Origin of the sequence: Hugenholtzia roseola DSM 9546, assembly GCF_000422585.1 — a bacterium.
GTDB lineage: Bacteria > Bacteroidota > Bacteroidia > Cytophagales > Bernardetiaceae > Hugenholtzia > Hugenholtzia roseola.
Genome location: NZ_KE383878.1, coordinates 72,653 through 85,040 on the forward strand (window position 1 = coordinate 72,653; position 12,388 = coordinate 85,040).

The 12,388-nt window shown below is 41.8% G+C and carries 13 protein-coding genes and 1 other RNA gene; 6 read left to right on the forward strand and 8 right to left on the reverse strand.

Annotation, left to right across the window (positions count from 1 at the left end; all coding sequences use genetic code 11):
- The first annotated feature begins 209 nt into the window (after positions 1–209).
- Positions 210–1,859, forward strand: coding sequence for a pyruvate dehydrogenase complex dihydrolipoamide acetyltransferase (locus G500_RS0108650; RefSeq protein ID WP_027002261.1), 1,650 nt, complete (start codon positions 210–212; stop codon positions 1,857–1,859).
- 376 nt (positions 1,860–2,235) lie between these two features.
- On the opposite strand, the gene rlmB is transcribed toward G500_RS0108650, so the two are convergent.
- The gene (rlmB, locus tag G500_RS0108655; protein ID WP_051203393.1) at positions 2,236–3,006 is read right to left on the reverse strand and encodes a 23S rRNA (guanosine(2251)-2'-O)-methyltransferase RlmB; all 771 of its coding nucleotides are present in this window, start codon (positions 3,004–3,006) and stop codon (positions 2,236–2,238) included.
- Positions 3,007–3,252: 246 nt separating this feature from the next.
- Between rlmB and G500_RS22960 the strand changes: the two genes are divergently transcribed.
- Together G500_RS22960 and G500_RS0108675 are read left to right on the forward strand one after the other, a co-directional pair.
- Complete coding sequence (locus tag G500_RS22960; RefSeq protein ID WP_161626108.1) at positions 3,253–3,717, forward strand: hypothetical protein; 465 nt, start codon at positions 3,253–3,255, stop codon at positions 3,715–3,717.
- Between the two features lie 57 nt (positions 3,718–3,774).
- Positions 3,775–4,155 carry a hypothetical protein gene (locus tag G500_RS0108675; RefSeq protein WP_027002263.1) on the forward strand — a complete coding sequence of 127 codons (381 nt, stop codon included), beginning with the start codon at positions 3,775–3,777 and terminating at the stop codon, positions 4,153–4,155.
- 13 nt (positions 4,156–4,168) lie between these two features.
- Here G500_RS0108675 and G500_RS0108680 read toward each other — a convergent pair whose 3' ends face one another.
- From G500_RS0108680 to G500_RS0108690, 3 genes are all read right to left on the reverse strand, one after another.
- Positions 4,169–5,326 (reverse strand): aminotransferase class I/II-fold pyridoxal phosphate-dependent enzyme, encoded by a 1,158-nt coding sequence (locus tag G500_RS0108680; protein WP_027002264.1) that lies wholly within the window; start codon positions 5,324–5,326, stop codon positions 4,169–4,171.
- A gap of 58 nt (positions 5,327–5,384) precedes the next feature.
- An RNA gene (gene ffs / locus G500_RS25495) (signal recognition particle sRNA small type) lies at positions 5,385–5,471 on the reverse strand.
- Positions 5,472–5,634: 163 nt separating this feature from the next.
- A complete protein-coding gene (locus G500_RS0108690) occupies positions 5,635–6,831 on the reverse strand; it encodes an NAD(P)/FAD-dependent oxidoreductase (protein WP_027002265.1) in 1,197 nt (398 codons plus the stop codon).
- A 372-nt stretch (positions 6,832–7,203) separates the two neighbouring features.
- Between G500_RS0108690 and G500_RS0108700 the strand changes: the two genes are divergently transcribed.
- On the forward strand, positions 7,204–8,367 hold the full coding sequence (locus G500_RS0108700) for an FtsW/RodA/SpoVE family cell cycle protein (RefSeq protein WP_027002266.1): 1,164 nt from the start codon (positions 7,204–7,206) through the stop codon (positions 8,365–8,367).
- Between the two features lie 18 nt (positions 8,368–8,385).
- Here G500_RS0108700 and G500_RS0108705 read toward each other — a convergent pair whose 3' ends face one another.
- Together G500_RS0108705 and G500_RS0108710 are read right to left on the reverse strand one after the other, a co-directional pair.
- On the reverse strand, positions 8,386–9,243 hold the full coding sequence (locus tag G500_RS0108705; RefSeq protein ID WP_027002267.1) for a M23 family metallopeptidase: 858 nt from the start codon (positions 9,241–9,243) through the stop codon (positions 8,386–8,388).
- A gap of 182 nt (positions 9,244–9,425) precedes the next feature.
- Positions 9,426–9,947 (reverse strand): hypothetical protein, encoded by a 522-nt coding sequence (locus G500_RS0108710; RefSeq protein ID WP_027002268.1) that lies wholly within the window; start codon positions 9,945–9,947, stop codon positions 9,426–9,428.
- 264 nt (positions 9,948–10,211) lie between these two features.
- Here G500_RS0108710 and G500_RS0108715 point away from each other — a divergent pair, with 264 nt between their 5' ends.
- Together G500_RS0108715 and mnmC2 are read left to right on the forward strand one after the other, a co-directional pair.
- Positions 10,212–10,781: a hypothetical protein gene (locus G500_RS0108715; RefSeq protein WP_154657089.1), complete on the forward strand. Its 570-nt coding sequence runs from the start codon at positions 10,212–10,214 to the stop codon at positions 10,779–10,781.
- 13 nt (positions 10,782–10,794) lie between these two features.
- The gene (gene mnmC2 / locus G500_RS0108720) at positions 10,795–11,481 is read left to right on the forward strand and encodes a tRNA (5-methylaminomethyl-2-thiouridine)(34)-methyltransferase MnmC2 (RefSeq protein ID WP_027002270.1); all 687 of its coding nucleotides are present in this window, start codon (positions 10,795–10,797) and stop codon (positions 11,479–11,481) included.
- A 158-nt stretch (positions 11,482–11,639) separates the two neighbouring features.
- Here the strand turns inward: mnmC2 and G500_RS0108725 are convergent, their stop codons facing one another.
- Positions 11,640–11,945, reverse strand: a complete 306-nt coding sequence (locus G500_RS0108725; protein WP_027002271.1) for a helix-turn-helix domain-containing protein — start codon at positions 11,943–11,945, stop codon at positions 11,640–11,642.
- Positions 11,914–12,273 carry a type II toxin-antitoxin system RelE/ParE family toxin gene (locus G500_RS0108730; protein ID WP_027002272.1) on the reverse strand — a complete coding sequence of 120 codons (360 nt, stop codon included), beginning with the start codon at positions 12,271–12,273 and terminating at the stop codon, positions 11,914–11,916. The genes G500_RS0108725 and G500_RS0108730 overlap by 32 nt, the downstream gene beginning before the upstream one ends.
- Positions 12,274–12,388: the final 115 nt, after the last annotated feature.

Sequence of the window (12,388 nt, forward strand, 5' to 3'; positions counted from 1 at the left end):
AGTTTGAGCAAAATAGGAGGCGTAGGCACAAAAGAAAGACCACTTACGCTCTTTCAATGCAAAGCGTAGGCAATTTGTTTTGGTATCCTCCCTATGCTATTTCAACAAATTCGTAATTTTTAGGCAAAAGCAGGCGAAAACCCAAAAAAAAACCTATTTTTGTAACCAGAGAAAACATACAACACATACACCACAACCCAAACAAGATTATGGCAGAAATCATCAATTTGCCGCGCATGACCGATACGATGGAAGAAGGCGTAGTGTCTTCGGTATTGGTAAAAGTAGGCGATAGCGTCAAATCGGGCGATACATTGGCAGAGGTAGAAACGGATAAGGCTACCATGCCTTGGGAATCTTTTGTAGAGGGCGTGATTTTGCACGTTGGCATCGAGGCAGGCGATACCGTTGCCGTCAATGCTCCAGTTTTTGTTATCGGAAAGAAAGGCGAAGCCATTGACGCACTGCTCAAAGAATTTGGGGCAGGGGGCGCGGAAAAATCCGCTCCTGCTCTCCCTTCGGTTGCTGCTCCCTCGCCTGTGGCTACCTCCGCGCCCAAGCCGAGCCAAATTGACCTTAGCACGATTGAAGCCACTGCCATTCGCATGCGCAAAATGACCGACACGATGGAAGAAGGTGTTTTGGCAAATTGGTTGGTCAAAGTTGGCGATAAGGTCAAAGTTGGGGACGCTGTTGCCGAAGTAGAAACCGACAAAGCCACCATGGACTTCGAAACCTATGACGAAGGCACTATCCTGCACCTTGCCGTAGAAGCGGGAACGAGCGTTCCTGTCGGGACAATTTTAGCCATCGTCGGCAAAGCAGGCGCAGATTTTAGCAAAATCTTGGAAGCAGAGGCAAAAGGCGTGGTCTTAGAAATGGAAACGCCTGTTTTGGAAGAGAGCAAAAAAGAGCCAGCCCATAGCGAAAAAAATACCCCCGTCCATACGCCTGCCCCTGCACAAGCGACAACGCCTGCCGTTGCTACAACAGGCGGACGCATCTTTATTTCGCCACTTGCCAAGCGTTTGGCAGAAGAAAAAGGGTATGATTTGGCGCAAATTGTAGGTTCGGGCGAAGGGGGCAGAATTGTAAAAAAAGACGTAGAAGCCTTCCGCCCTTCGGCGGCACAACCCCTTGTCAGCAATCCGCTTGCAGTCCCTATTTCGGCGGCAAGCGAGCAATTTACAGAGGAAAAAGTTTCCCAAATGCGCAAAACTATCGCCAAGCGTTTGGCAGATAGCAAATACACAGCACCGCATTTCTACCTGACTATTTCTATCAATATGGACAACGCCATTGCCGCTCGCAAGAGCATCAATGAGGTTTCCGAAGTCAAGATTTCTTTCAATGACATGGTCATCAAAGCCGTTGCGATGGCACTTCGCAAGCACCCCAAAGTCAATTCTTCTTGGCGCGGAGATGTCATTCGTTACAATCAGCACGTGCATATTGGCGTAGCCGTAGCGGTAGAGGAAGGGCTTTTAGTGCCTGTTGTGCGCTTTGCCGACACCAAATCGCTCTCACAAATTGCAGGTGAGGTAAAAGGCTATGCACAGAAAGCGAAAGACAAAAAACTCCAACCTTCGGATTGGGAAGGCAATACTTTCACCATCTCTAATTTGGGCATGTTTGGCATCGAGGAATTTACGGGTATCATCAATCCGCCTGATGCTTGTATCTTGGCAGTAGGGGCAATTATCGAGCAACCGATTGTCAGGAACGGGCAAATTGTGGTAGGCAATTTGATGAAAATGACCCTTTCTTGCGACCACCGCGTAGTAGATGGCGCAATAGGCGCGTCTTTCCTACAAACGCTGCAAACGCTTTTAGAAAATCCTGTCCGCATGCTGGTCTAACTACGAAAAAGGAACTGCCTTATCCAAAGTCGGATTGAGAGAAAAAGCAAAAAACAAACCCTAAGTGTTTTGAAGATACTTAGGGTTTAAGCCAAATATTGCGAACACCGAAGGGTAGCAGTGTTAAGTTCTGCAAAAAATCTTGTTTGGTCAAATTTGAAGCGAAATAAAATTTGGGCTGAACCCTATTTTTACGTCTGAAAATCCTTTTTCATTTCAATCTCAATGCGAAAAAGGCAATGCCTTGTCCCTACGTTTGCACCTGATTTTTAGAATTTAACATCAATGTCCTAAATAGTATAAAACCAAAAACTAATAGTTTTTTGAAAACTATTAGTTTTAAAAGCTAATAAATCTTGCATATCTAAGCGACTTTCTACTTTTCTGTTTTTTGTCGCAATGCCTCAAAAAGCAAGACACCTGCTGCCACCGATACATTCAAAGAGCCGATTTTGCCTCGAAGCGGAATCGCAACTTTTCTATCTGCCAGAGAAAGAACCGCCTCTGTGATGCCGTCTTCTTCCGACCCCATGACCACTACCGTAGGCAAATTGAAGTCTGTTTGGTAGGGCGAATCGCTGCCCTTTTCTGTGGCTGCCACAAGTTGCAACCCTGCATCTTTCAAATTGCGTAGCGTAAGCCAAAAATTATGACTCTTGCATATCGGAATGTGGTGAATCGCACCTGCCGAAGTCTTGACCGCATCACTGCCAATACGCGCCGCCCCTTTTTCGGGTATCAAAATCGCATCTACCCCTGCACACTCGGCACTTCGAACCATTGCCCCAAAATTGCGCACGTCTGTAATTCTATCCAAAGCCAGCACAAAAGGCACTTTGCCTTTCAAATAAGTTTCGGCTACAATGTTTTCTACATCTGCATAAGGGACAAGCGAAAGAAAGGCAATAACGCCCTGATGCACCTTGCGCGTAATGCGGTCTAATCGTTCTTTTGGCGTGCGCTGCACCATAACGCGCCTGCCTTTGGCAAGTTTGAGGATTTCCTCGATGTGCGGACTGTTTAGGTCTTTTTGGATAAAAATTTTCTCCATGTCCGTTTCGGCATAGAGAGCCTCTAAAACGGGGTGAATCCCGAAGATAAAATCTTTGGGCGTAGGCTTTTGAAAATTCGAGGCAGGCATGGTCATTTTTGAAGGGAATAAGAAAAGAGAGAAAGGGACTTCAAAAAAAAGCAAGAAAAAGCAAGCTAAGAAGCTATCTATCAAGGCGTTAGCCTCATAAAAAGATGACAAGCAACTGCTTTGGGTGCAAAGTAGAACTACCTGCTGACACTTTTAGTGAAGTCCTGCGTTTGTTTTTTTCGTAAATATGTGGCAAATTACGCATAATTTTGGCGCAAATTGCGGACTTTGATAAAAAACCTCCCCCTGATTGTGAAAAAACCTACTCTTTTCGACTTGCTGCTGACTCATTTTCGCTTAGACCGCCTCAAAGAGGACATCAAAGGCTACCTACGCACCAGCTTTGAGATTGTCAAATTAGACCTACAAGCCTACCTAAGTCATCTCGGCTATGTATTTGTTAAGTCGCTCATTTTCAGTCTTTTATTTTTGTTGGCAGCCTTTTTTCTGACCCTTTCTCTTGCGCTGCTTATCGGACAGTGGTTAGACAATATGGCATTGGGTTTTGCCCTGATGGGCTTTTTCTACCTGCTCCTTATGCTTCTTATTTGGCTCGCCCGCCATGCCATTCGCAAAGGCGTAGCGGCAGGTTTGAAGGCACACTTTGCCCAAACTTTTTTAGCCCCCCAAGATTTGGAAAAAGTATTAGGATTGGAAAAAGAAACCGAAAAAAATTCTATTTCATACCCCACTAATTCCGAAGAAAATCCAAGTTAGACTTTTCTATAAGTTTATTTTCTAAAATTTATATTCGCTCCTCAAATTATTTGTTTTATGTCTGATTTGAAAAACTTACCCTACGCCGAACATCGCAAAATTTTGGAATTGCAGCGTCAGATTCATGAGCAGGAAATCCGAATTTCTCTCCTAACCTTACAAAAAGAAGGCAGCCAGACTTTGAAAAGTGCAGCCATTTTTGGCACTACATTGGTTATTGGTTTTAAAGTAGTTGGTTTTATTCTAAAAAAATCTACAAAAAAGAAAGAAGAAAATCCTACCTACCTAAAAAAAGATAATTTAGACAATGCCACTGTTGCTACTAAAAACAGCAATCCTACCCTAAATTTTTTCAAAAAAGAGGCGCGAAAAGTAGCCCAAACTTTTTTAAAGACCTTAGCCAAAGAGTTATTAGTAGGATTTTTAATAAAAAAATAAGCATAGCCTAAAATCAATTATTTTCACAAATCGCCTCTACCAACTGCTCAATTTCTTGGTGCGTATTGAAGGCATGCAGGCAAACTCTAAGCCTTTCCTGCCCCTCTCTAACGGTGGGCGAAAGAATGGGGCGCAATTCGAAGCCCTTTTCTTGCAGTTTTTTCGCTTTTGTTTTACAAGCCAAATTACCTTTTTGTGGCACTGTTTGAATGGGACTTTCGGGCATAAATGGCATATTTGCACCTTTTTTTTGTATCTTCTGACCAAAAAAATCAATATTTTCTTGTAATTTTTTTATTAAATAGGTATTTTTTTGGATAAAAGTAAGCGATTCTACCACACTAAGCACCTGAAACAAGGGCGGCGCAGTAGAATAAATAAAAGGCAAGGCGAAATTGACCAGATAGGATTTAAGGGCTTGACTGCCACAGACTACTGCCCCTTGCGCTCCAATCGCCTTCCCGAAGGTATGCACACGCGCCAAAATTTCGCCTTCCAAGCCCAAAGCCACTGCACAGCCTTGCCCTGTTTCGCCCCAAATGCCCGTAGTATGCGCTTCGTCCAAAATTAGATAGGCTTGATAATGATTTGCTAACGCAACGGCAGTTTTTATATCAGCCTTATCGCCGTCCATAGAATAAAGACTTTCCAAAATGATATAACATTCGCTTTTTTGCTTTCTAAATTGTTGTAGTTTTTTTTCTAAATCGTCAAAATCATTATGCGCAAAGGCTTTTTTTTCCGCAAAACTCAAACGGTAGCCCTCTTTTAAAGAAGCATGAACGAGGGAATCGTATAAAATGAGGTCGTGGCGCGTAGGCAAAGCAGAAAGCAAGGCACTATTGGCGTGGTAGCCCGAAGCAAAAAAAAGAGCCGTTTCCGATTTGAAAAAATCAGCGCAAAAGGCTTCCGCTTCTTCTAAATAGGGGTAGTTGCCCGAAAGTAGGCGTGAGCCTGTCGCCCCTTGATACTGAAAAAAGTCTTTTTTTTGTACTAATTTTTCGTACTCACTTCTAATTTTTTGATTTAGAATTTCATTTTGCGCCAAGCCTAAATAATCATTCGAGTAAAAATCGATGCCCTTTCGCATAGCAAGCTGCAAGCTACGCAAATTGCCCGCCAACGCACGTTGCTGTAAAGCCTTTTCAAGAGAAGCAGGGAAGGGGCGCATATTCTTGTAGGTGTCCTTTAAAAAAGTTTGAAAACAAAACTATCCTATCTGAATATAAAAAAATAGCCAGCACCGACGCTTCACCGTTTATCCTTGCTGCCTTCCGACTCTGGGGAGGTTCGCGGGAGCTGTCGTACTGACTACGGTGCAAAGGTACGCATCTTTTGCGCACACTTCCAAATTTTTTCGCCACAAAAATTCGAAATTTCGCCTTTTTAGATGAACGAAAAGCTAAGAAACTGAAAATCAAGCATTTTATTTTCGTTAAAAAAAGTTAAAAAACAAAAAAGAAGCGCGTGCTTGCCCTTCTAAGCTGTCCCCTTCAAGATTTTATTCCAATATAAATAGGGCAGGGCGTACTTTTTGAGCCAATACATGCTCAATCTTTCTTCGGCTTGGTTGAAAAAGAAAGTTTCCGTAGGTTCATTTTTGTAATCGAATTCGGCTAAGACCAATTTGCCATAACCTGTAATGAGCGGACAAGAGCCGTAGCCATTGTAGGCAGCAAGGAGTGGCTGATTTTGCATCAAAGCAAGTAAGTTTTGCACCAATACGGGTGCTTGCTTGCGAATGGCTGCCCCAGTTTTGGCGTTAGGCGTGGAAGCTGCGTCGCCCAAACTAAAAACATTGGCAAAACGCCTATGTTGGAGCGTAGCAGCATCTACTTCTACCCACCCCAAAGGGTTGTCGGGCATTGCCAAAGCACTTTTTTTAATAACATCGGGGGCAGATTGAGGCGGCGTTACGTGAATCATATCAAAATCTACTTCTACTTTTTCTTGATTTTCATTTACAAAAATTGCCTTTTTTTCGTCGCCTTTAATTTCTATTAAATTGTGCTTAAAATGGGTTTGTATGCCATAACGCGCAATGATTTTATTGAGCGTATCGGCGTATTTTTTTACACCAAAAATAACACCACCTGCGGAATAAAAATGTACACCCACATCTTTCAAAATACCTTGTTTTCGGAGGTAATCTGCCGCCAAATACATAATTTTTTGGGGTGCGCCCCCACATTTGATAGGCGTGTTTGGGTTTGTAAAGAGTGCCGTTTGTCCCTTTTTCAAAGTTTTGAGGGCTTCGAAAGTGTAAGGTGCGGTTTGAAAGGTATAGTTGCTACTGATATTATTTTTACCTAAATTTTCTTTTAATCCTTTTACTTTATCCCAATCTAATTGAATACCCAAAGCCACAATAAGGTAGTCGTAAGTAAAGATGCCGTTATCGGTTTCGACGGTATTTTCTTCGGGCTTGAAAGCCGTAACGCGTGCCTTGATGTGCGTCGCTTTTTTGGGCAGGCACTCACTTTGAGGGCGTACAGTGGCATTGATGTCGTAGTCGCCACCACCGACAAGCGTCCAAGCAGGTTGATAATAGTGCTTATCCGAAGGCTCGATGATGCCTATTTTGAGTTGCGAATTTTGGCGCAAAAGTTGGGCGGCAGTGCCTATTCCAGCATTGCCTCCCCCTGCGATAAGGATTTGAAAATGGGTCTGATTCATAAAGTTTCAATATTATTGTTAGATTGTTTTTGAGTTGTTTGTGGTATCAAAATTTTTGTTTTTGGCTGAAAATGTTGCCTTTCTAAAAGAAGCTACGCGCCAAAAGTTCTATAAAGATAACAACATTTTTTCAAGTGTTCAAAAAACAAGCGTTTATTGCCACTGAATCAGACTTATGTACTATTTTATTTGGTTTTAGCCTCTCTAAAATGTCTTTTATTGTCTTGCGCCTTCCAGATGCCAATTTATGTAGGCTCTGCCTGTCGGCGATTTTTTTACTATTTTTCGGGGCTTTCTATGGAAAAAGTGGAAAAAATGATTATCTTTCTGCCTTGTTATCTTTCTCCTTTTTTCTTTTGTCTTCTCTGTATGATGGAAACCCTTTATACCAAAACCCAAAAGCAATTCTTTGAAGGCGACCGTACCATTTGGGCTATCGTCATTTTGCTCTCCATTTTTAGCGTCTTGGCGGTTTATAGTGCCACAGGCACGCTGGCTTTCAAGCGTTTAGATGGTGATACAGAATATTATTTGCTCAAACACGCCATTTTGTTGGCACTTAGCTTAGTCGCGATGTGGGTCTGTCATCGGATAGACTACAAATATTATTCGCGCCTTTCGCGCTTTGCCCTGCTCATTTCTGCCCCGCTGCTCTTGCTTACTTGGCTTTTTGGCTCTACGGTCAATGAGGCAACGCGTTGGCTCATGATTCCTTTTATTAACCAAAGTTTTCAGGTGTCTGATTTGGCAAAATTAGCCCTCATTGCCAATACTGCCAGCATGCTTTCAAAGCGACAACAGAGCATCCGCGAACTACAACGCGCCATTTTGCCCATCATTTTTTGGTGTGGTCTGATATGCGGTTTGATAGCCCTTAGTAATTTTTCGAGTGCCGTCTTGCTCTTCGTTACTTGCCTATTGCTGATGTTTATTGGGCGTGTGCCGCTGCGCTATTTAGCGACGATGGTCGTCATTGGCGGACTTGCCTGCGGAATCGCCTTAGCCTTGGGGCAGCGTCTGGGAACAGCCATCGAGCGCGTCAGTACGTTTGTAAGGGCGAATAATAAAGTTTCTTTTCAGGAAGAACAATCCTATATTGCCGTCGCCACGGGCGGTATTGTGGGGAAAGGAATCGGCAATAGCCATCAGCGCAACCTGCTTCCGCACCCTTATTCTGACTTTATCTATGCGATTATTGTAGAAGAATATGGACTTTTCGGAGGAATTATTGTCTTAATTTTATTTCTTACTCTGCTCTATCGGGGCATGGTTACGATGGCGAAATCAGAACGCGCCTTTGGGGGCTTGCTTTCGGCAGGGCTAAGTTTTAGTCTGGTCTTGCAAGCACTCACGCACATGGCAGTTGTGGTAGGGCTTGCCCCTGTAACGGGCTTACCCTTGCCCCTTATCAGCATGGGCGGTACTTCGCTGCTCTTTACGGGCATTTCGCTTGGCATTGTGCTAAGTGTTAGCCGAGGGGAGCGCGAAATTTTAGACCATGAAAAACCTGTGGAAACGGGTTTTCAGCGCGTCTAATAAACACTTATTTAATTTTTAGAAAGAAACAAAATCTTCGGGATTGACAGGGTTTCCTGCATACCAAAGTTCGAAATGCAGGTGAGGACCATCAGTAAGCTCACCTGTATTGCCTATAATGGCAAGCGGCTCGCCTGCTTTCACCGTTTCGCCTACACTTTTAAGCAATACAGAATTATGCTTGTAAAATGAAATCAATTCGTTGGCGTGCTGCACCCCAATTACATAACCTGCGTCTTGTGTCCAAGAAGCCAAAATCACCGTTCCTGCGGCAGTGGCTTTGATAGGCTCGTTCTTCGGAGCTACAATATCTACGCCGTAATGCTCAGTTTGGCTTTGGTAGCGATTTGTGATAATGCCCGTAACAGGGGGAAAAAAGACGATATTTCGAATTTCTACTTGTTCTTGTTTATTTTTCAAATTATTTTTCGATTCTGATTCATCTTCTTCAAATTCTTTGCGGAAAAGCGAATCCTGCTTTGAAATTTTGCCCAATTCTTCGGGCGAAATGCTGCCGCTATTTTCTTGCGCTTGCTCCTGCTCTATCAATTCTTCAATGGGCTTGCCGCTGATGATACTTCGCAAACGTTTATGATATTCTTCTTGTTGTGTCAAAGTAGTTTCCAAAGAGTCCGTTTTTTGCAACAATTTGAGTAGTTCGGCTTTATCGCTACCGATAGTGATGGCATTTGTACCCAAACTTCTACCCACAAAAAACGCAGGGATAAGCAAGAACAAACTTAGCACCATGCCCAAGACGGCAATTTTGGCATAATTAAAACGGAAAGAACGACGAATTTCGAAGTTCTCCTCGTCGCGCACAATAAAAAGGTAGCCGCGCGTGAGCAGTTCCCAAAGGGTACGTTGTGTCTTCAAGGTATAAAAACTAAGGAAGGGACTAAGAAGATAAAGAAAATAAGTAAGAAGATAAACAAATAGCAAGCAAATTCTGCCACAAAGATAAGAAAAAAACGCCATCTGCTCGAAAGCATTTGGCGTTTTGTAGCCTCTCTGGGCAATGAAAAGAAAAAGATTGTATGGCTCTTTTCTAAATTTTGTTATTCTTTATTAAAAGTTGCTTCATCTTTATTGTAGAAAAAGCTCAACTCTTTGTGCTTATCAAAGAAACCAAAAAGTTCTTCTGAACTGTTGAAAGTTTCGTCGATGTTATCAGTAACTTCATACAGTATAAAACTTTGTCCGTTTTCCGCCTTTTCGAGTTTGAAGAAAAAGTATTTTCCATCATCGCCACGCAAGTTTAGAAAAGTAACCTTGCCAATAGGCGTTAGGTGCGCCAAATAAATTTTCTTCTCATAGGTTTTCGAAGAGCTGCTATAAGTGTTTTCCTCAAATTGATAAGTCGTAGGATTATTTTCCGTAATGACATAAAATTTAGGATTGTCAAAGGAAGATTTTTCTACCCATTTGCCTAATAAATTAGGTGCAATTTTATCCTTGGCAGGCGCAAGCGGCACGCTCGAAGAATAGGGGCAGGCAGTGGCTAAAAAGAGAAAAGGAAGGGCAGCCAATAGAAAGTAGGCACGTGAAAAGAGAGAACGGTTGAGTTTTTTGTAGTTCATGCAGAAACAAAAATTAGGGTAAGATAAATATTTTAAAAAATAGCATAAACCAAACTATTTTCGTATGATATAAAATTGAGGAGCTTTTACACCGTCGCGCAATTTTTAAGCCAAAAGGCTCTCGAAATTCGTCAATTCCTATCGCTTCAAAAAATCGGGCAAACACTTTTCCCTACTTCTAAGTTTTGTTTTTGCTTTCCCTTGCGCCTCTTTTTCTTATCTTTGCCCCCATTGTGTATGCCCCTGACGCTATTTTTCCTTCGAATGCTACGCCTTTTGCTGCTTTTGGTCTTTGTTTTTGCCTGCAATCCCGACTACAAAAAACAGGTAAAACCACAAGAGGTAAGAAACAGAACGACACAAAATTCGGTTTTGTTTTTTAAAAATATGCGCTCGCTCGACTATCAAGTTATCGAAATGCCGCAGACCAAACGCAATTTATACCGATACAAAGAAAGCCCCCAAGACAGCACTCAAATACAAATAGGATTAGCCCTTGTGGAAAAATGGGACACCGACCAAGCCTATGTCCTTCTTGAACCAAATGAAAAATTAAACGATTTTTTAGCACAAGAAAAAACAGATACTCTCAAAGTCTATTGGCAAAATCCGCATACAAAGGCACAAGGAAGCCTACAATTTGTGTGGGGACACGTAGATACCCATTTCATTTTTGCCTCCCAACTCTACAATGCTTTGATAGAAGACTGTGTTTTTCATCTAAAAAGCAAGACACAATCAGAACCAATCCCTTTTCTGAAACAGAGCCGCGAGCGCGAAAATTTCCGAATTGTGATGCAAGATTATTACCGCTTAGTAAATATTTTTAAGTAAAAAACAAAGTTTTATGCAAAAACGTACCCTCGAAGTACAGACCTGTCCTGACGGTTCGCAGACCCTCTATTGGCGCGAATTAGACGAAACCTACCACTCACGACATGGCGCGATTGCTGAATCGCAACACGTGTTTATCAAGATGGGTTGGGATTTTCAAACCCAACGGCAAGATTTTACCCCACAAAATCCTTTGCGCATTTTAGAAATTGGCTTAGGAACAGGACTCAATGCCTTACTTACGCGCTTAGTCGCTCAAAATCAGGAAGTTAGCACTTTTTATCAAAGTTTAGAACCTTATCCACTCGAAGCCGAATTGATACCTAAATTGAACTATGCACAAAATTTAGGCGTAGAAAACCACTACTTTGAGGCAATTCATGCCGCCAACTGGGAGGAAAATATACAATTAGATTCTTTTTTCGAACTCAAAAAAAGCCAAACAACCTTAGAAAATTGGGAAGCACCCTTCAATTTTTTTCACCTGCTTTATTTTGATGCCTTTGCACCCAACAAACAAAGCGAAGTTTGGTCGGTAGAAAATCTGGAAAAATGCTACCAAAGTCTGCAAAAAGGGGGCGTTTTGGTTACTTACTGCTCACAAGGGCAATTTAAGCGCAATTTGAAAAGTGTAGGTTTTACACTCGAAAACTTAGCGGGACCGCCCTACAAGCGTGAAATGATACGGGCAACAAAATAGTTTTAAACGGATAAAAGTTGTAGAAGCTATTTAAGATTCAGTTTATTTTTTGTAAAATAGTTTTTATATGATAATCCGCATCATAACCGTCTTGATGCGGATACTTGCACAACAAAGATTCTTTGTAGAAAATTTATCCCATTTAGGGCAAATTTCGCTTAGGGCAAATCTATGGATAGCCGAATCTTACCTCCTAAACCTATCTCTACAATTTTTTGAAGTGTATCGAGCGTAAGTTCATTCGTATCATCTTCTATTTTTTGAATTTGATTAGAACTAATGCCACATTTATTAGCCAATTCTTCCGTTGAAATTCCTTGTTTAAGGCGTGCTTGACGCAAAAGGAAGCCAAGCCTAAAAGATTGATACCCTTTTTCGAAGGCTTCACGTGCAGGCGTACCCATTTCGCCATATTGTTCGTTTAGAAACGTATCAAGAGTTGTGAGATTTTTGTTCTGATTCATATTCTTGTTTTATTTTTAAGGCTTGTTGAATCTCCGCTTTTGGTGTTTTCTGGGTTTTCTTGTGAAAACCATTTGCCAATACAATCAAATTTCCCTTATCAAAGAAGCAAAATATACGGAAAATATCGCTGCCTTGTTTTACTCGAACTTCATACAGCCCTTCCGTATCTTCTATGTGTTTGAGATAAGTAGTCGGTATTTGCTCTATGGTTTCAAGCAGTTTGAGCGTCCAAAGTATTTTTTCCTGAACTTTAACTCTCTGTTGGGCAAAAAAGTCAAAAAAATAGCTTTTATAGAAAGCTACATTTCGCACTTTGTTATCTTCCATGTACAAAAATTTTGTAAAATCTCTTGCTTAGTATTTTCCACTTTTTTATCAGAATCATTTAGAAAATGTCTTTTTTATACAAAAAAAACTTAGCAAGCCTTATTTCAAAGGCTCG